The sequence below is a fragment of the Pseudobutyrivibrio ruminis AD2017 genome, assembly GCF_000424305.1.
Lineage (GTDB): Bacteria > Bacillota > Clostridia > Lachnospirales > Lachnospiraceae > Pseudobutyrivibrio > Pseudobutyrivibrio ruminis_B.
Genome location: NZ_AUJQ01000003.1, coordinates 311,969 through 336,616, shown reverse-complemented (window position 1 = coordinate 336,616; position 24,648 = coordinate 311,969). Strand labels below are relative to the sequence as shown.

The window sequence follows — 24,648 nt, the reverse complement described above, 5'->3', positions numbered from 1 at the left end:
TTATTACTCTAAAATTCTCCTTCAACTGCCTGCTCTGTTGCAGAAACACCGTCATCCATTCTTGTTCTCTTTAAATAATCATAAGCACCAGCAAGTGCAAGTGTTAAGTATGGTGTAACGAAGAAAAGATCTAAAATACCAAGTGTAAATACAGCAAGAATTGCCCATCCGATGAAGCTTAACTCAAGTACGAATAAGCTCCACTTGAAGCCTGATGTCATCTTTTTAGACATTGCGAAGCACTCCTTGATTGTAAGGTCTGGTCTATCAACAAGAAGATATGGCATCATTGAATACTGATATGCCTTAACAATACCAGGAATGATGAAAAGTAAAGACCAAAGGAATGTATAAATTCCTACTAAAATCATACCGCCTAATACTCTACCGAATCTTCCATCACGGAATGCAACAAATAAGTCTGCTACATCAGGAGCCTCACCGCTGTATACTCTGTAAGCAAACCATGCAATACCTACTTCAAATAGGATTGATAATAATCCACCAACAATTGATAACAATGAAGTGAATGCAGATGTTGTTGGCACATAATCTACTCCTGCTAGTGTTGCCTGAACAGTTGCTACTGTATTAGGTACCTGTGCAACACAAACGATCAATCCACTGAGAATTGATCCTAAAAACAGGATACCTACTACTGGCCAATAATTAGCCTTAAGTGCTGCTCTTGCGTTTGACTTAATTTCTTTTCTTGGAAACATAACTCTTAGTTCTCCTTTTCTTTTTTAATGAGCCTCAGCCCAGTTTTTTCCAGCATTCATATCTATTTCTAGTTTTACTGAAAGGGCTGCTGCATTTTCCATTTCATCACGGATAAGCTCCTCTACCTGAGAACGCTCTGATTCTAAGGTCTCAACCAAAAGCTCATCGTGTACCTGTAACAACAGTTTGGATTTCAGATGCTCATTAAGCAATCTATCATGCACCTTAACCATGGCTATTTTGATGATGTCTGCAGCTGTTCCCTGGATAGGTGAATTCATCGCTACTCTCTCACCAAACTGTCTGGTCATAAAGTTAGAAGATGAAAGCTCTGGAATTGGTCGACGTCTGCCATACATGGTAGTTACGTATCCCTTTTCTTTTGCCTCTGCCTTCAACCCTTCAAGAAATACATGCATCTTAGGATATGCAAGGAAATAATTGTCAATGTATTCCTGGGCTTCTCCTCTGCTTACATCTATATCCTTAGCAAGTCCAAAAGCACTGATACCATAAACGATACCAAAGTTAACCGCCTTTGCCCTGCGACGTTGCAAATCCGTAACTTCATCAAATGGTGTAGAAAACACTAGTGATGCTGTGGAACGATGAATGTCCTGTCCTGCCTTAAATGCACCTATCAGATTGTCGTCACCAGACATATGTGCCAACACCCTAAGCTCAATCTGAGAGTAATCCGCATCTAAGAAAACATAACCGTCCTTTGGATGGAATACCTTTCTAATCTCTCGTCCAAGTTCCATTCTGATTGGAATGTTCTGAAGATTAGGCTCGGTAGAACTGATTCGTCCTGTTGCAGTAACAGTCTGCATAAATGTAGAACGAACTCTGCCATCTGAATCTACGCAATTTGCAAGGCCATCAGCGTATGTGCTTTTAAGCTTTGCCAACTGTCTGTATTCTAATATATCACATATTATAGGATTTGTGGAGGAAAGTTCTTCCAAAACATCGGCAGCTGTTGAATAACCTGTCTTTGTTTTCTTTCCCCCCTGAATTCCAAGCTTCTCAAAAAGTACGATTCCAAGCTGCTTTGGAGAGTTGATATTAAACTCTTCACCGGCCTGTTCATAAATACTTTTTTCAAGCTCTGCGATTCTAACTGCAAGCTTATCACCAAATTCTGAAAGAGCTTTTACATCCATGGCGATACCTGCAATTTCCATATCAAAGAGTGTATATACTAAAGGAAGTTCGATATCATCATAGATATTAAGCATTCCTTCTTCTTTTATTTCTGCAATAAGCTTTTCAAAGGATGCGAAGGCAACGTATGCGTTGTAGCAAGCATAAGTTGTAACAGCATTGAGCAAGCTGTCATCCTCTAATGCAGCCTCTAACTTTTTCTTTCCAAATAAATCTGCTGCAGCTGGAATGATAATAGAAAGCACTTCGCCTGCTACATCATCTGCAGTGTAATCATTCTTTGTAGGATTAAGAAGATATGCTGCTACTCCTACATCACAGGCTGATGGGAAAATAACTGCCTTACCGCCATTGTTATAAACAGCAGCTTTTTCTTCATCATTAAGCAGTGCATAAATAATATGCATAGCGTTCTTTAAATCCCAGAAGCATAGCTTAACACCTGCTGCACTTACTTCCATAAGCTTGTGTGCAACGTAATCAGGTGTAATAAAGCCTGCGCAATCTACATATATAGTAGATTCTCCTACTGATAAGGCCACACCCTTGATAGTCTTATCAGCACCTGCCATGATGTTAGCACCGATGAAGTCTTTTCCACTCTTCTTTAAGTCTGTAAAGAAGTTTTCCACATCTGAAAGGTCAGATATCCTCTTAAAGGTTTCTGAAGTGGTGTCCTGAACCTTTGAAGTGGTAGTGCTTTCAAATCTAGGCAAAAGTTTTTTAAGCTCGTATCTCTTACAAAGAAGGTATGCCTCTTCCGTAAATATGTTATCCAGCTTTGTGCTGCCTTCATCTAGCTCAATAGGAGCCTCAAGGCTAATAGTTGCAAGCTCCTTTGAAAGGACAGCCTGATCCCACTGCTCAATAAACTTTTCAACCACCTTGGATTTTTTCATTTCATCCACATGCTCATGACATGCTTCAATAGAACCATATTCAGCTATCCACTTAAAGGCAGTTTTTTCTCCTATCTTTTCAACACCAGGAATATTATCAGAAGAATCTCCCATAAGAGCCTTAACATCGATATACTGCTTTGGTGTTACTCCATAGGCTTCCTCAAAGTCCTTAGCGTAATAGTTGATAACTTCTTTAGTCTTTACAAGAGCAATCTTTACTTTATCAGTAGCAAGCTGAAGTAAATCTCTATCTCCTGATACGATAGTGACATCAAAGCCACGCTCTTCACCCATACGAGACAGTGTGCCAAGGATGTCATCTGCTTCCCAGCCTTCCTTTGTAATAACAGGAATTCCCATAGCTTTAAGCATTTCCTGGATACGAGGAATCTGCTCCTTCAGCTCTGGAAGCATAGGCTTACGTGTGCCCTTATATGCATCAAACATCTTGTGACGGAAGGTTGGTGCATGTACGTCGAATGCAACAGCGAAATGGTCTGGCTGTTCATCCTCTATAAATTTGAACATCATATTCAAGAAACCAAAAATGGCGCCGGTGTGTTCTCCGGCGCTATTTGTAAGGTCTGGGACTCCATAGAAGGCCCTGTTTGCAATACTATGTCCATCCATTAATAATAATTTCATAACATTAGTCCTAGTCTTTCTAAATTTTACGCTTGTTACGTGAACAAGCCCTAAATATTTTTCACTCAGCTAGGATGCTTCGTTCAAAACATTTAGTGCTTGTTCACTACAAGCTAGTTTTTAGATTGCACGAGTTTCTTTTGCGAGCCATGCGTTTTCTTCGTCGGTGAGGTATGGCTTGAGTGTTTCGCGAACCATTGCGTGGTAGTCGTTAAGAGTCTTCTTTTCGTATTCTGTAAGCATCTCTGGAATAACTGCATCCAATTCGTATGGGCAGTATGTGATTGCCTCGAAATGACGGAACTCACCGTATTCTGTAGTCTCACCTGGTACGCAAAGAAGCTCGTTTTCGATACGGATACCGAAGCCATCTTCAATGTAAAGACCTGGCTCGTCTGTTGTAATCATGCCTGGCTGGATTTCTGCTGATGGTCCACCATTAACAGTTCTCCAACGGAAGTTGTTAGGTCCTTCGTGTACGTTAAGGATGTGACCAACACCGTGGCCTGTACCACATCTGTAATCAAGTCCCATATCCCAAACTGGTCCACGTGAAAGGATGTCAAGGTTTGCACCTGTAGCTCCCTTAGGGAAGTTTGCAGCCATAAGTCTTAAGTGGCAACGAAGAACTACTGTATAGTATTCCTTCATCTGCTGTGTAAGCTCGCCAAGTGCGATAGTTCTAGTGATATCTGTAGTACCTTCAAGGTAGTGGGCTCCTGAATCAACAAGCAAGAATCCCTCTGGTTTAAGGGTTGCTTCAGAACCTGGCTTAGCACTGTAATGCATCATTGCAGCGTTTGGTCCGTAAGCAGAAATAGTGCCAAATGAAAGGTCTACATAGTTTTCCTGCTCCTTACGTCTAGCCTCGTAGTAGTCAGAAGCTGTGATTTCTGTCATTGGAATCTTGCCAACGTTTTCCTTGATGTATTTGATAGCCTTTGTACAAGCTACGCCATCCTTAATGTGGGCAATGCGTGTGTTCTTGATTTCTGTTTCGTTCTTGATAGCACGCATAAGCTCTGATGGGTTCTTTCCATCGATAATCTTAGCTGAGCCCTTAAGAGCCTTAACAAGGTTGTAGTTAACAATGCTCTCATCAAGAAGTACTCTTCTATCTGCCATATCAGCGCTCTGCATGTAGTGATATACCATATCGTATGGATAAAGCTTAACGCCGTTTTCGTTGAGGTAGCTCATAGCTTCCTCTGGCCAGTTTGTTGTATCTGTAAATAAGATGATGCTGTCATCTGTAATAAGAAGGAATGAAAGGAAAACTGGTACGTTGTCGATATCATTTCCTCTAAGGTTCATGATGTAAGCAATATCGTAAAGGCATGTAATAAGATGTGCATCTGCCTTCTTCTTTTTCATTTCTTCTCTGATGCGGCTAACCTTTGACTGCATAGTCTCGCCAGAGAATTCATCTGCAAGTACCCATGTAGTAGCCTTTGGAAGTGCAGGTCTGTCCTCCCAAATCATATCTACTAAATCTTCTGTGGTAGCAAGCTCGCCGCCCTTTTCCTGAGCGATCTCAAAATATCTTGCAGCATTCTTAGCTGAAACGCATCTTCCGTCAAATCCAAGACAACCACCTGATGGAAAGTTGTTTTCGATAAATTCGTTAACCTCTGGAACGTTTGGCTCGCCCATGCGCTCTAAGATTACCTCTGAACCAGCAATCTGCTTTGCAGCCTGAACGAAATATCTACCATCTGCCCAAAGATGTGCTTCTGTAAGTGTGATTACAGCTGTACCAGCTGAACCTGTAAATCCTGTAATAAAGCTACGTGCTTTAAAATGCTCTCCTACATATTCTGATGAATGAAAATCGTCTGTTGGGATGAGGTACATATCGATACCTCTCTCTTTCATTAAATCTCGCAAAGCTGCGATTTTCTCATTAGTTGTCATTGCTAAATATCTCCTATCTATTATTATTCTCAGGTGTGATCCAATCCACACCTTCTTCTAAATCACTGTGCTTAAGCTGTGAAATTTGGTCAATCAACCACATTGCTGATTCAGAAAGGTCTTCTTCTGTAAAATCTGAAAGCTTATCGCAATCTGCATTAATCATGGCAGAACCTTCATCCTTGTTTGAAAGATTCCACATGCAAGAAGATACACCATATTCCTTGCGAATCATATCATACCAATAATCAGCCTCTTTCTCATTCAAGTCTCCATCTCCATCAGCATCTACCAAACCATATTCTGAAATGAAAACTGGAAGACCTTCATCCAACGCATCTCTAAGAGCGTTTCTTTCAGCCTTATGATGAGTGCCTGCATAGAAATGATATGTGTACATGATATTATCAAAATCAAGTGGTTTATCTAAAACTGAATCTAAATCGGTAGCCCACTTAGGTGTTCCCACTAAAATGATAGCATCCTTATCAACATTTCTGATGACCGGAATAACCTCGTTAGCATATTTTCTAACATCATCCCAAGTGGTATCTCCATTTGGCTCATTGCAAATCTCATAGATTACATTTTCGTTTGATTCGTATTTACGAACCATCTCTCCGAAGAACTGAATAGCATCAGCCTTGTATTCGTTAGGGTCTGCATCATTTAATGTATGCCAGTCAATAATGACATACATATCGTTTTCAGTTGCAGCCTCTACTGCATCATCAATAATGTCCTTAAGCTTTTCCTGGTTTTCCTTACCTGCAACACAATAACCATTATAGTCGCTTGTGTACATAGCAAGTCTGATGACATTGATACCCCAGGTATCTCTTAAGGATTTGATAGTCTCTGCTGAAGCATATTCTGGATACCAGTTAATTCCATGAGTGCTGACGCCCATAAGAAGAACCTCATGGCCATCTGCATCTACAAGATGAGAATCCTCAACAGCAAGCTTGCCATAATATTTAAGCTTTATATCGTTAAGAAGATTATCAGCAGGCTCTTCTTCAGTTTTTTCTGTTTCTTTTTCTGCTGCTGCCTCTGCCTCTTCTTTGGCTTTCTTAAGCTCTTGTTCCTTCTTAGCGGATTCGTCCTGTTTCTTTTCCTTTATAACAAGCTTAGGCTCTTCTTTTGCAGGCTCCTTCACCTGTTCAGTCTTAGCTTCGCCAGTTTGAAGCTGCCAAGGGAAAGTAACCTTACCCTTAACAAAGCTGATTCCAAAAACGCCACCTACTATAACTATTACTAGAACTATTACTAGTATGACTGTCCAAAACTTCTGCTTCTTACTAACCATTGTAATCCTCCCAATTAGTCAAATGATATAGTAGCCTCTCCATTGTGTGAGTACTGAATGTAGTCGTAAAGACGTGAGCTTGTAAGCAAATCAATGGCCTCTAAATCGAAGTCATAATCTGCAAAATCTACCTCGTCAATAAACTTATCTAATTCCTCGTTGCTGAGAGAATTAACATATTCTTTTATTTCTAATATTGTTTTTCCTGTTAAATCGTACATCTAAGACCTCTTTTCTAATCAATAATTAATTATTCTCTATGGGACATATTTTACTACAATCTATGGCTTTAAAAAAGATGATTTTATTGTGAATACTATTGCTATAAATAGTTATATTTGCTAACGTATTAGTGTAGGGATGAATCAACAAGCTTTTTTAGAAGCTAGTTAGGATAATGTATTATGAAAAAGAAACCAAAACTATCTAAAAACGTTTGTAAAGATGTTGTATTATGCCGTACAACTAACAGACAGGTATCTAATCGCACATCTGATTTGCTTTTAGAGCAATCAGTAGCGTTTTCTAAATCTTTCCAGCCCATTCCATTTTTCCTTCGTAGAAAATACAATGGTGCTCGTCAGTTTTATATTATTTCAATCAGCAGAATTCAATATTCCAAGGCTAGACACGCTCTCACTTTGCTGGAGGAACGCGATTTAAGCAGATTGTGGTTGAATGTAATATAATCTACTACCTAACAATAAAAAACAATTTCAGATAGTAGTGTAAATTCTTAAACTTACTATCTACAAAAAATATTCGCCAGTAGATAGTAGTATGATATAGCATAATTACTATCTGACATGAAAAACAAAAAATAGATAGTAACAAATTAATTAACAATTACTACCTGTATAATAAAACCTTTATAAAGATAGTAATAACACCATAATCATTTACTATCTGTAACAAAAAATACAATCCAGATAGTAAATATCCATTCAAGCACTACTATCTCGCATAAAAAACCTATGACTAGATAGTAATATCATTAAAAACCAACAACAAAATAGAAATTTTTAATTAGCATCAGCAATGATGCTTTCTTTATTTACTTATGAATGCATAGCGTGTACAATATAGTATATACATTGTATAACTATAGGAGGGTCGATATGCAAGTTGCCATTAAAAAATGGGGAAATAGTCAGGGGATTATTTTGCCAAAAGAAATCATGGAATTAATGAATGCTAAAATAGGTGATGCATTGGATGCCGTTATTGATAATGGTAAATTAACTCTACAACCTGCCAAAAAACAATTTACGCATAAGACACTTGAAGAAAGAATGGATGAAACAGGATTACAGCTTTCTTTTGGTCCTGAGATAGAGTGGGGCGAAAGCAGAGGTAGTGAATTGTGGTAAGCCAAGGAGAAATTATTAAAGTTGAAGGCATAAAAAACCATTTATTAGTTGTTAGCCGTGATATAATTAATGAAAATGAAGTTTGCATTGTGATTCCTTTAAGTAACAACTTTAGCGAATCTATCACTCATATTAAAAATTCATTTTCTAAAGATTTACTTATTACAGAACAGCTAAGATATATTGATTTAAATACACGTTTCTATAAAAAGCTTGGGACTTTACCACTAAATGAAATGCAAAATATAATAGATGTTATACAGGGATTATTCGATATTTTTTGATTCAGTACAAATAATAGCAAAGTAGGAGGTATTGACTAACATGAAAATCGGATTTATTGGAACAGGTAACATGGGTTCTGCCATGATGGGTGGAATTATTTCCGCTGGCATGGTAGATGCGGAAGCTGTAATGGCCAGTGATATTTTTCAGGCTGCTCTTGATAAGGTAAGTGATGAGTTTGGCGTAAAAACTAGCACTAACAACAGAGATGTTGTTGAATTTGCAGATATTGTTTTTCTTGCTGTTAAGCCACAGTATCTTCCTCATGCCATTGATGGTATTAAGGATATGGATTACAGTAACAAGCTTGTAGTAAGCATTGCTGCCGGCCAGTCACTAGAGAAGCTTTCAGAGCTTTTTGGCAAAGAGCTTAAGCTGATTAGAGTTATGCCAAACACTCCTGCTCTTGTTGGTGAGGCAATGAGCGCACTTAGCCCTAACAAGCTGGTTTCTGATGAGGAAGCCAAGGACGTTCTTAAGCTATTCGAATCATTTGGTAAGGCTGAAATTGTTCCTGAGAAATTACAGGATGCAGTTGTAGGAATCAGCGGTTCTTCACCTGCCTATGTATTTATGTTTATAGAGGCACTTGCAGATGGCGCCGTAGCAGAAGGCATGCCACGTGCACAGGCTTATAAATTTGCAGCACAGGCTGTACTTGGTTCTGCCAAAATGGTTCTTGAAACTGGGGAACATCCTGGCGTACTTAAGGATCAGGTTTGTTCTCCAGGTGGCACTACCATCGAAGCTGTAGCTACTCTTGAAGCACTTGGCTTTAGAAATGCAGTTATAGAAGCTGAAAGGGTTTGTATTGATAAATCTAGAGAATTGTAAAAAAATAACTGATGAGGAGCATTTGTAGATACAGCCCTCATCAGTCACCTTCGGTGACAGCTTCCCCCAAAGGGGGAAGCCTTTTTTTACATTGTCACATATACAGGTAATCCATCTTTATACTCAAGCTTTGGCTCCCCAAGAACTAAAGGCTTTAAGTATTCAATCATTTCATCAGTAACCCAGTTGTGAGTTGAATTAATCCACTCCTTAGGCACTTCCTTTGCTTCATTTGCAATATCATGAATCTTAGCGTAATCGTATTCAACAGTATATGGTGCGTTGCTTGTGCGCTTTAAGATAACCATTGCACCTGTAACTCCATCCTCAGCATACTTAACACCATGCTTACCAAGCTCTACCGCTTCTTCAATATCTGTAAGTGAGCTGATGTGAGCTGCTGCACGCTGAAGTACATTTACCTCGATAGAACGACACTTGCAACCAAGTCTGTCCTTAACAAGATATTCAAGAGTCTTTCCAGCACCTGAAAGCTGAGCATGCCCAAAGTTATCAAGTGTTCCTGTTGATGCTGAGATATATTCTCCTTCAGCATCACGAATACCCTCTGAAACTGCAACAACGATGTTTGTCTTTTCCTTGAGAAGACGAGACAAATCGTTAACAAAAATCTCTGTATTAAATGGCACCTCTGGTAAGTAGATTAAATCAGGGCCTGCACAGTATTCATTTCTGGCAAGTGATGTAGCTGCTGTAAGCCATCCTGCATCACGTCCCATTACCTCAATAATAGTTACACTAGGTGAATTATAAATCTTAGCGTCATATACTACTTCCATTGTAGTAGTAGCAATATATTTAGCTGCCGAACCAAAACCTGGTGTATGGTCTGTGACACAAAGGTCATTATCAATTGTTTTAGGGACTCCAATAAATCTGATGTGTGAATCGATTTGTTTTGCGTATGCAGAAAGCTTATCAACGGTATCCATAGAATCATTTCCGCCGATATAGAAAAATGCGTCGATATTGTACTTATCGAACTGTTCAAAGAGATGCTTGTAGATAGGGTCATTTGACTCAACGCTAGGAAGCTTAAAGCGGCATGAACCTAAAAACATAGCAGGTGTAGTTTTGAGTTGTTTAATAAAGTTTGGATCAGAATTTGCGATTTTTCCAAGGTCGATGACATTGTCATCTTTGATACCGAGAATTCCGTTTAAGGAACCGTAGATATTATCGTATTTTGAGGCGAGTGTTCCCTCAATGACACCAGCAAGACTGGCATTGATTGCAACAGTAGGACCACCTGACTGTGCGACGATTGCGTTACCCATGATATATCCTCCCATCAATTGCTCATATGAGCTTACTAATGGTTATTCTACCATAAGTAGATGGGAGGATGAATAGGTATTTTTATATTATTCCATCTTAGCTAAAATAAGCTTTTCAAGATATGCGATACGCGCACATACTGTAAATATCTTAGCTGCCTGCTCTAGCTCTTCGATTGGTGGAAGTGATGGAGCAAAGCGGATGATTGAATCAGCTGGATCCATGTGGTATGGGAATGGTGCTCCGGCTGGTGTAAGCTTAACACCTGCCTCTGATGCTAAATCTACGATACGAGTAGCTGTTCCCTTTGGAGCCTCAAATGTGATGAAATATCCACCCTTTGGTGAAATCCATGAACCGCATCCAGGACCTGTTAAATCCTCTTCCATTGTCTTAATAACAAGCTCAAACTTAGGACGAAGAATCTTTGCATGTCTCTCCATGTGCTTAGATACTGATTCCACATCCTGGAAGTATCTAGCATGGCGAAGCATGTTGATTTTATCAAATCCGATTGTCTGAACTGTAAGTGTCTTCTTAAGTTCTTCACGGTTGTTGTGATTGCAAGCGATTGCAGCGATACCGCCGCCTGCAAATGTAATCTTAGATGTAGATGCAAATTCAAATACAAGATTTGGATTGTCTGCTTCCTCACACTCGTGAAGGATATTTAAAATCTTGCTCTTTTCCTTGTAAAGGTGATGTACCGCATATGCGTTATCCCAGAATACTCTGAAGTCCTTAGCTGCTGGCTTAAGGTTTGCCATACGTCTGACAACCTCATCCGAATATACGATACCCTGTGGATTAGAATACTTTGGAACACACCAGATACCCTTAATGCTGTCATCTGCCGCAACTAAGCCTTCGATAACATCCATATCTGGACCGTCCTCGTTCATAGGAACGTTAATCATATCAAATCCAAAATGCTGTGTAATAGCAAAATGTCTGTCATAACCTGGAACTGGGCATAACCATCTTACTCTATCAAGCTTGCACCATGGTGTGCATCCATCGAAACCAAACATGTAACCACGAGCAACTGTATCAAACATGATATTAAGTGATGAGTTACCGCAGACAATAACCTGTTCTGGCTGGCAATCCATAATTTCTGCCATAAGATGCTGTGCCTCTACGATACCTTCAAGCTGGCCGTAGTTTCTAGTTTCTACACCATTCATACACTTCATAAGTGACTTTCCATCAAGGATATCGAATAGTGGCATAGAAAGGTTGAGCTGCTCAAGTGATGGCTTGCCGCGGCTCATATCAAGCTTAAGGCCCTTTGCCTGCCATGCAACATACTCTTTTCTGAGTAGCTCCTTCTCTGCTGCTAATTCTTCTGGGGTCATTTCAGTGTACTTTTTCATTTTGGTCCTCTCTCTTTCTTAGTGGGTTCTTATGTATTCTAAATAATCTTTAATTTGCTTTTCATAGCCCAAGTTCCCTGGCTTGTAGAAATCACCGATTTCAAGTCCCTCAGGCAGATACCTTTGGTGTGAAAAATGATTTGGGAAATCGTGTGCATATTCATAACCAATGCCATGTCCAAGCTTGCCTGCTGATTTGTAGTGGGCATCCTGGAGATGGGTTGGGATTGGTCTGGTAGTGTTGTTTTTTACCTCCTGCATCGCAAGGTCAATGGCTCCGTAGGCTGCATTTGACTTTGGTGCGCAGGCCACATAGGTGGCTGCATGAGATAAGATAATCTGGCATTCTGGCATGCCAATGCGTTCTGTTGCAAGGAATGCTGATGTGGCTACCACAAGAGCCTGTGGGTCTGCATTTCCAACATCCTCTGATGCGCATATACAGATACGTCTTGCTATGAATTTAGGATCTTCTCCTGCGTATAGCATTCTTGCCAGATAATATACTGCCGCATCTGGGTCGCTACCTCTCATACTTTTAATAAAAGCAGAGATGGTGTCATAATGATTATCGCCATCTTTATCGTATTTGATAACTCTTCTTTGGATACATTCGCTGGCAACATCGATGGTGATGTGAATCTTACCATCCTCAGATCTGTCTGTAGTAAGAACGCCTAGCTCTATAGCAGTAAGAGCGCTTCTGGCATCTCCGTTTGCAATATCTGCCAAGAATTCCAAAGCGTCATCATCTATGATGGCATCATAGCTGCCTAAGCCCTTTTCATTATCTGTAAGAGCTCTCATAATAAGAGTCTTTATATCGCTGGCATCCAGTGGCTTAAGCTCAAATATAATGGAACGGGAAAGAAGCGCGCCGTTTACCTCAAAGTAAGGATTCTCTGTGGTGGCTCCTATCAATATGATTGTGCCGTCCTCAACAAATGGTAGCAGGTAATCCTGTTGTCCTTTATTAAATCTGTGAATCTCGTCTATGAATAATATGGTTTTCTTGCCATAAGCTCCAAGAGTTTGCTTGGCACCCTCAACCACTGCTTCCATATCCTTTTTTCCAGATGTAGTGGCATTGATAGATGTGAATTCTGCTGATGTGGTGTGGGCTATAACCTGTGCAAGAGTAGTCTTTCCTGTACCTGGTGGCCCATAGAATATGATTGAAGAAAGCTTGTCGGCCTTTATGGCACGATATAAAAGCTTGTCCTTGCCAATAATGTGCTGCTGCCCAACCACCTCATCTAAAGTGGTAGGACGAAGTCTTGCTGCAAGAGGCGATTCTTTTTTCTTTGCTTCCTGTCGCATGTAATCAAAAAGATCCATGTGGATACCTTCCTTAATATCTTACTTTTTCCTAAATATAATAGCACATTTTCAGAGATTTATATAAAAGAAAAAGTATCAGAGATTTCACTTTACCCTACTAAAGTAACCATCTCTGATACTATACTATAAAACCTATTCACTTACAACAAAAAATTTGTCTGTGGCGGACATTTGTCCGTAGGGCAAGTAATTCATTTTCAAAAACAAACTATCTTGTTTTAATAAACTCCTTAATCTCGTCCTCTTTTGGCATTACCTTTAAGGCTCCGCGCTTTGTTGTGATAATAGAAGCTGCGGCGTTTGCTACTGTAAGCATTCCTAAAAGGCTGTCCTCATCATAATTGTCGATACCAACCTCAAGTACTGAGTTGAGTACTGAACCCATAAATGTATCGCCAGCGCCTGTTGTTTCGATTGTGTTTGGATTAAGGAATGGATCGCATTTAACAACCTTATCTCTGTAAAGTGCGTAGCTACCATCCTTACCAAGTGTTGCACAAACAAGCTTAATTCCGTATCTTTCCTTGATAAGCTGTGCACCCTTTAAGACGTCAGCCTCGCCTGTAAAGAATGTAATCTCATCATCAGAAATCTTTAATATATCGCATTTACTAAAACCGTAATCCATCTTTTCCTTTGCAACGCTTAAATCGCTCCAAAGTGGTGGACGCAAGTTAGGATCAAAGCTGACTAAGCAGTCGTTATCCTTTGCAAGCTGGATAGCCTTTATTGTTGCGTTTTCCACAGTTGAATGTGTCATTGAAAGTGTACCGAAATGGAAAATTTTAGCACTCTTAATAAGCTCTGGATTTATCTCCTCTGCGCTTAATCTAACATCAGCACCTGGGTTTCTGTAGAACGAGAAATCTCTATCTCCATCTTCGTAGGTGTGTACAAAAGCAAGTGTTGTGTGAATTTCGTCATCGAATTTCAAATTTGAAATATCAATGCCAAGTTCCTTAACTGTATCCGCTAATACATGTCCGAAATTGTCATTTCCTACCTTGCCAATGAATGCTGTGGACTTACCATAATTTTGAAGCATTGCAAGCACGTTACATGGGGCACCACCTGGGTTAGCCTCAAGAAGTGGGTTACCCTGCTCACTTAACCCGTTTTCAGTGAAATCAATTAATAGCTCGCCTAAAGCAACTACGTCTAATGTTTTACTCATAATCCCTCGCTCTAATTATTTTAATTTAAATCATATTTTGTGATGCTAACGATAGCATCTTCGTTAGTATTGAAATAGATTCCATCGCAGGATACATCTGTTGGAAGTGATGCTGTCATAACATACTTACCTTCCTCGAAGAATACCTCCATGCTGTATCTGTCCATGACAATTCTAACCTTAATTGTCTCGTCTGTCCATGGAATATGAGCACGTCTCTGATGCACTATTGCGCGTCTACTTCCAGAGAACTTTCTGTCAATCTTTGCAATATTTTCCTTTGGACGGAGTACAATATCTGTGTGGAACTTGTCGTCTGCAGCAATTGAAATGACAAATCTGTCAAACATTGCGTCAATATCCTTTGGCTTAACCTCAAGTTCCATATCAAGGCATCTACCCTTGATTCCATCAAATGAAACACCACCTTTGATAGATTCGCTATCACTATCTTTAAGGTCTTTTGTTGCTTCAACTAATGCATCTTTGTACTCTACCTTATTTGTACGCATCTCGTCAAGCTCTTTTATAGGCCATTGACATAATCTGCCTTCCTTGATTGTAACTTCTCTAGGAAGTGTCATCTGACCAAACCATGGCTCTCTGGCATCATGAGCACCTGCTGTGTCCCAGTTCTGCATCCAGCCGATCATTACGCGACGGCCATCCTTTGTAAGGATTGTCTGCATAGCGTAAAAATCGATACCGTAATCAACAGCCTGAACATTTTCCTCTGTAAAGGTATCTGTTTCATCATCGTATGAACCGATAATGCAAAGGTTACCATTACCATTGTGGAATTCAAAGCCTTCAGGAAGCATATCCTGTGGACTTGTAAGAAGAACACCCTTACCATCTAATGTAAAGAAATCTGGGCATTCCCACATGAGACCGTAACGTCCCTTGTTTTCAGCAAATACTTTTTCAAAATCCCAGTGGATGCAGTCGTCACTCTTGAATAAGAGTAACTGACCACTTCCATCTGCTGGACGGTTTGCTACAAGACATCTGTAAGTTCCATCAGCTTTTTCCCAAATCTTTGGATCTCTGAAATCTGTCTTGCTTGAACCTTCTGGAATCAAATCCGAATTAATTACTGGATTATTTTCGTATTTTTCATAATCTAGGCCATCACCTATTGCAACACACTGTGTCTGAAATTCCTTCATCTGTCCATTTTCCACAGTGCGTTTCATTACTCCCGTGTATATGAGCAAATGTCTTCCATCCTTTAATGTGATTGCGCTTCCTGAGAAAACGCCATCCTTGTCGTAGTATTCATCTGGTGCAAGTGCTACAGGAAGGAACTCCCAGTGGAGCAAATCCTTACTGACTGCATGACCCCAATGCATTGGTCCCCAATGTGCATCATATGGATGATACTGATAAAACAAATGATACTCATCATTATAGATGCAAAATCCGTTTGGATCGTTCATCCAACCTACTCGTGGAGACAAATGAAATTTTGGTCTTTGCTCCGCTGGAATTAACTTTTCAAAGGCCTCCTCGTATTTTCTGGCCTCTCTCAAAGTTTGACTGTTCATATATCTTCTCTTCCTTACTATTTAATATTATTTTCCTGAATAGAAATCATCGAAATACTTCTGATAGATTTCAAGGTACTGGTCTAAGCCGTAGCTATCAACCTGGTTAATGTATGCATTCCATGAATCATCTGTAATACCATCTCTGATGAACTCAGCCTTGCTTGAGTTTAAGTATGATACTAAATCTGTCTGGATTGCTGAAAGCTTTTCTGTGTCTTCTGCTGACATAAATACGCGTGGGTAAACATACTTGCAGTGCATATCATCTGTGTAGTAATCCTTGATCCAATCAAGACGATACTGTGCATCATCTGGGCATGTTACATACTTTCCATAGTACTCATCAAGTACTGCAAGAGGACCACCAACGCACTCAGCCTCACGAACTTCTACTGGAGAAGCATCGCCAAGTGGTGCATGCTTAAGCATCTTCTCGCCATCAGCGTTCTTGCTAAGCTCGAAGATATCGAAATCATCATCTTCACCGTATGTTCCCCAGTTGTTCTGTGGTGACTGGAATGGATCATACATCTTATCAAGCCATGCGCAAACGAAAGCTGGGTTCTTGCATACGCTTGTTACAACACAACGGCCTCTATCAAAACCTGATGTGAATGAACCGTTCTGTGGAGTTACGTTTACTGTATCAGCCTTAAGAGCCTTAAGTGGAACATAGTCCTGAATGTTATCGATGTTAGCTACGTCCCATGTGAAGCAAACGCCGTATCTGTGTGACTTACCCTTTGCAACGTATGTTGACCAATCCTGTGTAAAGCACTCTGGATCGATAAGTCCTTCAGCGTAGAGCTTGTGTAACCATTCAACACCCTTTCTGAAGCCATCTGTTGTTGCTGTACAAATAACCTTCTTGTCATCTGTAACTGCAATGTGCTGTCCCATATCAACATCACCGATACCATCGCCAAAACCGTTGATAAGAAGGTTTGGATCCTGGTCGTTTACGATACAAGACATTGGAATGATGTCACCATCAATACCGAATTCCTTCTGAAGCTCTGGAGCGTGCTCCTGGAAAGCAAGTAATACCTGCTCGAACTCATCTACTGTTGTAGGTGTCTCAAGTCCAAGGAAATCTAACCATTTCTGGTTGATGAATGTCATGTTGTTACCAACTGTCTGGATTGCAGTCTTCTCAGAACCAAGCTGCTCAATCCATGGAAGTGCCCAGATGTGTCCATCAGCATCCTCACACATTGTGCGGTACTCTGGGTACTTATCAAATACTGCCTTAAGGTTTGGCATGTAGTTATCAATGTATTCTTCAACTGGAACGATAACGCCCTGGTCAGCATATCTGATTAAGTCGTTGTCGCCGAAGCCTGCTGTAAATACGAAATCTGTAAGAGTGTTTGCATTAGCCATGTTAAGTGAAATCTTGTCACCCCACTGGTCTGATGAAATTGCTGTCCAATCGACGTGTACGTTTGTCTCTTCCTCTAATCTCTTGAAGATTGTACGCTTGTTTGGATCTTCTTCAGTTCCTACAGGATAGCTTGTTGTACCTGTAATAGTAACTGTCTCTGCAAGTGGGAACTTAAGGTTTTCCATATCAACCTTATCAGCGTTACTTGCATTGTTTCCCTTTGAACCGCAACCGGCAAACATTGTAGATGCCATTGTTACGGCTAGAGCTGCTGCAACAACTCTCTTTGCGCTTTTCATTTTCATTCTTTTCTCTCCTCCTATATATAGAACGGCTCTGTGCCGTTACTAGCAAAAACGATTTAACCCTTTACTGAACCCACCATAATTCCAGCATCGAAATACTTCTGGAAGAATGGATACATTACAAGAAGTGGTAAACTTGAAATAATAATTGTTGAATACTTAAGTAGCTCTGCAAGTCTTGCTCTTTCAGCTGTAGACTGCATATCTGCAATCATACCTGCATCTGGCTGGTTCTGAATAAGAATAGCTCTAAGTACAAGCTGAAGTGGCTGCTTGGATGCTGTGTTTAAGTAAATCATTGCATCGAAGTAGCTGTTCCACATTCCTACGAACTGCCATAAGCAAAGAACTGCGATAACTGGTGTACATACAGGAAGAAGAATTCTGAAGAATAATGTAAGCTCGTTAGCTCCATCAACCTCGGCAGCTTCTCTAAGCTCGCCTGGGATTCCTCTATAATATGTACGAGCGATAATCATGTTCCATACTGAGAAAGCTCCTGGAAGAACTACTGCCCACATGCTATCAAGTAGGCCTAAGTTACTGATGAGCAAATATGTAGGAATCAAACCACCGCCAAAGAACATTGTAATCATGAAGATTACGTTAAATATTTTTCTTCCCTTAAAGTCTTGTAATGACATTGGGTAGGCACAGAGCATTGTTACAGCTACTGATAGGAAGGTAAACACTAATGAATAAATCACTGCATTTTTAAAGCCTACCCAAATTTGTCCGTTTGAAATAACTCTTTCATAAGCTGTAAGAGTCCATTTATCTAAGTCAAAAGTAATACCTGTATTCTGTAATGTGATAGGATCCATGAAGGATGCTATTACGATGTATACCATAGGAACGATTATCGCAAATACGAATAATGCTAAAATTAAATATCCTACGATTAAGAATGCTTTGTCACCAGCTGAATATCTGGAAAACGCACTTTTTTTCTTTTTCTTTGTTTCCATTTCTTCCTCCTGATTACAGTCCCTGTCCATCGTTCATCTTCTCTACAATCTTATTAACTGAGATAAGTAAGATGAGATTGATTACTGTGTTGAACAAACCAACCGCTGTTGAATAACTGTAGTTTCCGTCAAGCAAACCTTTCTTATATACATAGGTTGCAATGATTTCTGAAGCACCAAGGTTAAGATCTGTCTGAAGTGCATATGCCTTTTCAAATCCGATACTCATGATGTTACCTGCCTGTAAAATGAACTGGATAACAACCATGTCCTTGATTGCTGGCCACTCAACTGCCTTAATCTGCTGGAAGATGTTAGCTCCATCGATCTGAGCTGCTTCCTTTAATTCCTGGCTGGCATTTGCAAGTGATGCTGTATACATGATTGATGCCCAACCAGCTCCCTGCCAGATACCACTTATAATGTAGATTGGTCTAAATGCTTCTGGTAATGTGAGGAAGTTAATTGTTGTATTAAACATCATATTAACTGGTCCTGTAACTGAAAGAAGAATTCTTACCATACCACAAAGTACGATAACTGAAATGAAGTTTGGCATGTATAAAACAAGCTGAATCTTCTGCTTTATCTTGCTGCTCTCTATTCTATTAAGAAGAAGAGCTAAAATGATTGGTACTGGGAAGCCCCATAATAACCCAAATACACTAAGCTTTAATGTATTAACAAGATAAGACATAAAGTCTGGTGAAGATAAGAACTGTTTAAAATATTCTAATCCTACCCACTCACTTCCAAAGAAGCCTTTAAAAGGGCTATACTTTTCAAATGCAATCAATATACCGCCCATTGGCAGGTACTTAAATATGATTGTAAGTAACAGTGCTGGTCCTAAAAAGAACACATATAATCTCCAGTGATGCATAACATATGTCAGGGTGTTATGCAATTTTCCTTCCTTTTCCATTCATCCTCCTAAATATGTCACATTTATTTGTGCGTTTGCACAAGTTGTTTATGCATAAACTATACCATGTTTTACATTTGTGTCAATGTATTTTTGTTTATTTGTAAAAATATAACAACTATTTCGGGGCGTTTTTGTAACAATTTTCACATACATTTTTACATTTGACAAATATATTTTTACATTTTATAATTATGCCGTAACAATTTACTTTTGAATTAATTATTTTTTTAGTTTTTACATTTCATTTTAATACAGGAGATTATAATGGCAAACAAAGTTACTATTCAAGATATTGCCGATGCATTAGGGGTTTCTAGAAACACTGTATCAAAGGCTATCAACAATACCGGTATCCTTGCTGACGCCACTAGGGAAAAGGTTTTGGCAAAAGCTGTCGAAATGGGATACAAGCAATTTTCATATGCTAATTCAGTTTCTGATATATTAGGAAGCGCTCCTGCAAAAGAGCCATTAAAAACTGGGGAATTTGCCCTTTTCATAGGAAACTTCCTTGATAACTCACACTTTGCATCTACTATGTTGGACAAGTTCCAGCACGAAATCACAGGCTTGGGCTACAGCATGACCATGCACAGAGTCACAAGTGACAACCTTAGAGACCTGACTTTTCCAGCCAGCTTTAATAAGGAGCGCACGGTTGGAATCATCTGCGTTGAAATGTTTAACCTTAAATACTGCGAGATGTTAGGGTGCCTTGATCTTCCACTTTTATTCGTAGATGGCCCTGTGGAAAGCCACGAAAAACAGCTTGCTGGTGACGTCCTTATGATGGACAACTCTTCTGGAATCTATCAGCTTATTTCTGACATGAAGGCTAGAGGCGTTAAAAAGATAGGGTTCGTAGGAGAGGCTAATCACTGTCGCTCATTCTTCGAAAGATACATGGCATTCAGAAATGCAATGTATTTAAACGGACTTTCTATAGATGAAAAATTCTGTTTGGTAGATATTCACAAGCACGGCCCAGATTACTTTTCTTGCTTGTACAACGTCTTCTCACAGCTTGACGAATATCCAGAGCTTCTAATCTGCGCCAACGATTTCGTTGCTATAGATATTGTAAATTGCCTAAAGATTATGGGTAAATCTTACCCAGATGATCTTATGATTTGTGGCTTCGACGATTCCGCCGAATCAAAGGTAATGACACCTGCTCTTACCACCTGCCACATACACTCACAGGCCATCGGCTACACAGCAGCAAACCTGCTGTTGTCACGTATCGAACAGCCTGATTTGAACTACAGAACTGTTTACACAGAGACAAATCTTATTTATAGAGCGTCTACTAGAAATTAATGCATATAGGAGTTTTTTATGCGTAATTTATTGAACTATGACGGACCAGTCCTTAGATTTTTGACAAAGGTTGTATACAGCGTTTGGCTTAACATTCTTTGGTTCGTTTGCTGCATACCTGTTTTTACAATTGGTGCTTCCACTACTGCCCTTTGCTATTGCACTGGAAAGATTGCTCGCGATGAGGAGGGCTATATTACTAAGGCCTTCTTTTCAAGCTTCAAGAATGAATTTTTGAAAAGCACTATCATCGGAATCATTATGACTGTACTTGGCGTAGTGCTTGCTGTTGATGCTTATGTAATGTACCATCTATGCTTTACATCAGCATTCTGGACACTTGTCAGCGCCATCCTTTTGGTAGCCTGCATCGCATACATCATCGTACTTTTATGGGTTTTTCCACTTAACGCCCGCTTCGAAAATACGATAATCAACATGTTCAAGAATTCCATCATGCTTGGAATGAGATTCATCTTCTGCACTGTTATAATGGCTGGCATATACGTAATCATGGCTTATCTCATCTACTACGTATGCACACCACTTATCATTTTTGGAGTTGGCACATGTGCATTGTTTTCTGCCATGCTTATGAAGAACATCTTAATCCAGTGTGAAGAACGAAACGAAGAATAATATTATGAAAGAAAGAAATACATCATTTAAAGAATTAAGCGCAAAACAAAAACTACAGTACATATGGGATTACTACAAAATCCACATAATCGTAACTGTAGTTTTGATTTGCGCTATTTTTTCTATTATCAAAACTATAAAAAACAGCAATTCAGCTGATTTATATGTAGCCTACGTAAATGTAGCCGTAGACGAAGGCATGACAGATGAATTAGAATCCCAAAGTGGTCTAATCATCAGCAGCTACCGTGATCTTCTCATTACAGAAGACCCATCCGGCGAGAATCTGCAATACGCCTACGCTTCTTCCATGAAGCTTATGTCTGCCATCAGCGCTGAAAAGCTAGACATCATCATAGGCGATTCCTTCGCCTTGGACAACGCAAATAGCTCCGACTACCTGTTAGACCCAGAGGAATTCATCAAGGCTAACAACCCATCGCTTTTAGATGAATTCGAGCCATTATTTATACGTGATGATGCCGGCAAGGCTTATGCCATCGACATCTCAGGCTTTTCGCCATTTTCAGAGGCAGGCTACACCGAACCCATCTACTTAGGCATCATCGCCTCCGACACCAACACCGAATCAAAGCTGTCGCTGCTGTCTACACTTTAGTAATCGCTGCCCAACGGGTGGCAGTGCCTGTGGGGCGGGGATTATTTGATGCCTACGTATTCGTAGCCGGCAGCTTCTACGGCAGCCTTGATATCTGCTTCGGCTACGTCGGCTGAAGTTTTAAGGGTTACAAGGTTGGCCTCGTGGTTTGCTGTAGCCTCTTCGATTCCTGAAATCTTTTCAAGAGCTTCCTTTACATGTGCTTCGCAGTGCTGGCACATCATTCCATTAACTGTAATTTCCATAGTATTGTTTTCCTCCTTGTTTGTTACATTGTTATTAATAAGCATGTGGTGGCCTAAAGTGTTTTTCATTGGTTTGTCATTTGAGCTGTCATGCATTTTAAACAGATTTAATCTTAGGGCGTTTGTTACAACACAAAAGCTTGAAAGGCTCATTGCAGCTGCTCCAAACATTGGGTTGAGAGTCCAGCCGAAGGCGTGGATGTAAGCACCTGCTGCAAGAGGTATTCCGATTACATTGTAGAAGAATGCCCAGAATAAATTTTCGTGGATGTTTCTAAGTGTGGCCTTGCTAAGCCTTATGGCTGCAGCCACATCGCTTAATCTACTTTTTACCACTACCACATCAGCAGCATCTATTGCCACATCAGTGCCTGCGCCGATGGCTATTCCAATATCAGCACGTGTTAGGGCTGGCGCATCATTTATTCCATCTCCTACCATGGCAACCTTGCCATATTCCTGAAGCTTTCTAATTATCTCTTCCTTGCCATCTGGCTTAACACCTGATATAACTTCATCAACTCCAGCTTCCTTGGCAATAGCCTGTGCAGTCTTTTCATTGTCACCTGTAAGCATTACTACATGAATGCCCAGATTCTTAAGGTGCTCTATTGCCTCTGCAGAATCATCCTTTATTACATCTGCAACAGAAATAATTCCAAGATAAGTACCGCCCTTTGCAAAGAATAAAGGTGTCTCTCCTTTTTCTGAAAGCCTGTCGGCTAGGCCTACTATCTCGTCACTTATATTTACGTATTTCTTTATAAGCTCCAGGTTACCGCCAACAGTTATCTCACCATCCAGTTCAGCCTTGATGCCATGACCTGACAATGCTTCAAAGCCTGTGACCTCTGCTGGCTCCATTCCATTTTCAAGACCATTTTCTACAATGGCTTTTGCAAGAGGATGCTCCGATTTGCTTTCAAGGGCAAATGCTACTCTAAGTAAATCCACATCATCAACGCCTTCAGCCTCGAATATTCCTACAACCTTTGGCTCGCCTTTTGTGATGGTTCCTGTTTTATCAAGTGCTATAATCTGAGTCTTTCCAGTTTCCTCTAGTGATACTGCAGTCTTAAACATGATGCCATTTTTAGCCCCCATGCCGTTGCCTACCATAATGGCAACCGGTGTTGCAAGTCCCAGCGCACATGGACAGCTGATTACAAGAACCGATATAGCCCTTGCGAGGGCGTAGCCTACAGGCTGTCCCACAAGAAGCCATATAATAAATGTGACAATAGCAATGGCTATAACAGCTGGTACAAATACCCCCGACACCCTGTCTGCAATCTTTGCAATAGGCGCCTTGGTAGCTGCTGCATCGCTAACCATCTGAATAATCTGAGAAAGTGTTGTGTCCTTTCCTATTCGGGTAGCCTCGCAGACCATGTAGCCACTTTCATTGCTGGTAGCTGCTGATACTGTATCGCCAACTGTCTTATCTACAGGAATGCTCTCGCCAGTAAGGGCTGCCTCATTAACAGCGCTGCTTCCCTCAACTACCACGCCGTCAACAGGTATGTTATCCCCTGGTCTAACTACAAATCTGTCTCCTATCTTTACCTGCTCAATAGGAACCTCTGTCTCTTGGCCGTTCTTTATGACAACAGCTGTTTTTGCCGCAAGCTTCATCAAATCCTTTAGAGCGTTTGTGGTTCTTCCCTTGGAAATAGCCTCAAGCAATTTTCCTACAGTAATAAGAGTAAGAATCATGGCTGCAGATTCGAAATAAAACTCATCCATCAGCTCTATTACTCTTGTTGATTCTCCATCCAACTGTGCTGTTGTCATTGCAAAAAGTGCATACACGCTATAAATAAAGGATGCAGCTGAACCTAAAGCAACCAGTGTATCCATATTCGGTGCACCGTGAATAAGTCCTCTAAATCCACTGATAAAGAACTTCTGATTGATGACCATGATTGTGGCAGCAAGAATCAACTGGTAGATTCCCATGCCAATGTGGTTACCATCTAAAAATCCTGGCAATGGCCATCCCCACATCATATGCCCCATGCTTACATACATAAGTGGGAGCAGCAGAATCACCGATGCTATCAGTCTATTTCTGATTTTTGGCGTTTCCGTATCCTTTAATTCGTTATCATAATTAGGAATTGAGTTGCCTGCATCCGAAGCCTGAGCTTTAACACTGGCTCCATAGCCTGCACCCTCAACTGCCTTTATGATAGCTGCCGCATCTGCACTACCCTCTACTCCCATGGAATTAGTAAGCAGGCTCACAGCACAACTGTCAACACCAGGCACAGCCGAAACTGCCTTTTCCACCCTGGCCTGGCAAGCAGCACAACTCATTCCTGTAACATTATATTGTTCCATAATATATC

The 24,648-nt window shown here is 40.3% G+C and carries 21 protein-coding genes; 7 read left to right on the top strand and 14 right to left on the bottom strand.

What is annotated here, in order from left to right; genetic code table 11:
- Positions 1 to 8: 8 nt before the first annotated feature.
- From G611_RS13535 to G611_RS0101365, 5 genes are all read right to left on the bottom strand, one after another.
- The gene (locus G611_RS13535) at positions 9 to 722 is read right to left on the bottom strand and encodes a DUF975 family protein (protein ID WP_051195002.1); all 714 of its coding nucleotides are present in this window, start codon (positions 720 to 722) and stop codon (positions 9 to 11) included.
- 24 nt (positions 723 to 746) lie between these two features.
- Entirely contained in the window at positions 747 to 3,437 is a 2,691-nt protein-coding gene (gene polA / locus G611_RS0101380) for a DNA polymerase I (RefSeq protein ID WP_028242081.1), read from the bottom strand.
- Positions 3,438 to 3,557: 120 nt separating this feature from the next.
- Positions 3,558 to 5,351, bottom strand: coding sequence for an aminopeptidase P family protein (locus G611_RS0101375; protein WP_028242080.1), 1,794 nt, complete (start codon positions 5,349 to 5,351; stop codon positions 3,558 to 3,560).
- 13 nt (positions 5,352 to 5,364) lie between these two features.
- Positions 5,365 to 6,660 (bottom strand): glycoside hydrolase family 5 protein, encoded by a 1,296-nt coding sequence (locus tag G611_RS13530; protein WP_051195001.1) that lies wholly within the window; start codon positions 6,658 to 6,660, stop codon positions 5,365 to 5,367.
- 14 nt (positions 6,661 to 6,674) lie between these two features.
- A complete protein-coding gene (locus G611_RS0101365) occupies positions 6,675 to 6,881 on the bottom strand; it encodes a hypothetical protein (RefSeq protein ID WP_028242079.1) in 207 nt (68 codons plus the stop codon).
- Between the two features lie 183 nt (positions 6,882 to 7,064).
- Here G611_RS0101365 and G611_RS0101360 point away from each other — a divergent pair, with 183 nt between their 5' ends.
- From G611_RS0101360 to proC, 4 genes are all read left to right on the top strand, one after another.
- A complete protein-coding gene (locus G611_RS0101360; protein ID WP_036947678.1) occupies positions 7,065 to 7,349 on the top strand; it encodes a hypothetical protein in 285 nt (94 codons plus the stop codon).
- A gap of 429 nt (positions 7,350 to 7,778) precedes the next feature.
- Entirely contained in the window at positions 7,779 to 8,030 is a 252-nt protein-coding gene (locus G611_RS0101355) for an AbrB/MazE/SpoVT family DNA-binding domain-containing protein (protein ID WP_028242077.1), read from the top strand.
- The gene (locus G611_RS0101350; protein ID WP_028242076.1) at positions 8,024 to 8,314 is read left to right on the top strand and encodes a type II toxin-antitoxin system PemK/MazF family toxin; all 291 of its coding nucleotides are present in this window, start codon (positions 8,024 to 8,026) and stop codon (positions 8,312 to 8,314) included. Before G611_RS0101355 ends, G611_RS0101350 begins: the two co-directional genes overlap by 7 nt.
- A 40-nt stretch (positions 8,315 to 8,354) precedes the next feature.
- Positions 8,355 to 9,149: a pyrroline-5-carboxylate reductase gene (gene proC / locus G611_RS0101345; RefSeq protein WP_028242075.1), complete on the top strand. Its 795-nt coding sequence runs from the start codon at positions 8,355 to 8,357 to the stop codon at positions 9,147 to 9,149.
- A gap of 86 nt (positions 9,150 to 9,235) precedes the next feature.
- Here the strand turns inward: proC and G611_RS0101340 are convergent, their stop codons facing one another.
- The 8 genes from G611_RS0101340 to G611_RS0101305 form a co-directional block, all read right to left on the bottom strand.
- Positions 9,236 to 10,447 carry a 6-phosphofructokinase gene (locus G611_RS0101340; protein ID WP_036947675.1) on the bottom strand — a complete coding sequence of 404 codons (1,212 nt, stop codon included), beginning with the start codon at positions 10,445 to 10,447 and terminating at the stop codon, positions 9,236 to 9,238.
- Between the two features lie 87 nt (positions 10,448 to 10,534).
- Positions 10,535 to 11,824 (bottom strand): aminotransferase, encoded by a 1,290-nt coding sequence (locus G611_RS0101335; protein WP_028242073.1) that lies wholly within the window; start codon positions 11,822 to 11,824, stop codon positions 10,535 to 10,537.
- 18 nt (positions 11,825 to 11,842) lie between these two features.
- The gene (locus G611_RS0101330; RefSeq protein ID WP_028242072.1) at positions 11,843 to 13,162 is read right to left on the bottom strand and encodes a replication-associated recombination protein A; all 1,320 of its coding nucleotides are present in this window, start codon (positions 13,160 to 13,162) and stop codon (positions 11,843 to 11,845) included.
- A gap of 211 nt (positions 13,163 to 13,373) precedes the next feature.
- Entirely contained in the window at positions 13,374 to 14,339 is a 966-nt protein-coding gene (locus G611_RS0101325) for a carbohydrate kinase family protein (protein WP_196801523.1), read from the bottom strand.
- Between the two features lie 20 nt (positions 14,340 to 14,359).
- Positions 14,360 to 15,886, bottom strand: coding sequence for a glycoside hydrolase family 32 protein (locus tag G611_RS0101320; RefSeq protein ID WP_028242070.1), 1,527 nt, complete (start codon positions 15,884 to 15,886; stop codon positions 14,360 to 14,362).
- A 27-nt stretch (positions 15,887 to 15,913) separates the two neighbouring features.
- The gene (locus G611_RS0101315; RefSeq protein ID WP_028242069.1) at positions 15,914 to 17,578 is read right to left on the bottom strand and encodes an ABC transporter substrate-binding protein; all 1,665 of its coding nucleotides are present in this window, start codon (positions 17,576 to 17,578) and stop codon (positions 15,914 to 15,916) included.
- Positions 17,579 to 17,634: 56 nt separating this feature from the next.
- Positions 17,635 to 18,546, bottom strand: a complete 912-nt coding sequence (locus G611_RS0101310; RefSeq protein WP_028242068.1) for a carbohydrate ABC transporter permease — start codon at positions 18,544 to 18,546, stop codon at positions 17,635 to 17,637.
- Between the two features lie 13 nt (positions 18,547 to 18,559).
- The gene (locus G611_RS0101305; protein ID WP_028242067.1) at positions 18,560 to 19,471 is read right to left on the bottom strand and encodes an ABC transporter permease; all 912 of its coding nucleotides are present in this window, start codon (positions 19,469 to 19,471) and stop codon (positions 18,560 to 18,562) included.
- 267 nt (positions 19,472 to 19,738) lie between these two features.
- On the opposite strand from G611_RS0101305, the gene G611_RS0101300 reads away from it, so the two are divergent.
- The 3 genes from G611_RS0101300 to G611_RS0101290 are packed head-to-tail and all read left to right on the top strand — an operon-like array spanning position 19,739 to position 22,052.
- Positions 19,739 to 20,794 (top strand): LacI family DNA-binding transcriptional regulator, encoded by a 1,056-nt coding sequence (locus G611_RS0101300; protein WP_028242066.1) that lies wholly within the window; start codon positions 19,739 to 19,741, stop codon positions 20,792 to 20,794.
- Between the two features lie 18 nt (positions 20,795 to 20,812).
- On the top strand, positions 20,813 to 21,433 hold the full coding sequence (locus G611_RS0101295; protein WP_028242065.1) for a YesL family protein: 621 nt from the start codon (positions 20,813 to 20,815) through the stop codon (positions 21,431 to 21,433).
- 4 nt (positions 21,434 to 21,437) lie between these two features.
- Positions 21,438 to 22,052 carry a hypothetical protein gene (locus G611_RS0101290; RefSeq protein WP_028242064.1) on the top strand — a complete coding sequence of 205 codons (615 nt, stop codon included), beginning with the start codon at positions 21,438 to 21,440 and terminating at the stop codon, positions 22,050 to 22,052.
- Positions 22,053 to 22,093: 41 nt separating this feature from the next.
- Here G611_RS0101290 and G611_RS0101285 read toward each other — a convergent pair whose 3' ends face one another.
- Positions 22,094 to 24,640, bottom strand: a complete 2,547-nt coding sequence (locus G611_RS0101285) for a heavy metal translocating P-type ATPase (RefSeq protein WP_028242063.1) — start codon at positions 24,638 to 24,640, stop codon at positions 22,094 to 22,096.
- Positions 24,641 to 24,648 lie beyond the last annotated feature (8 nt).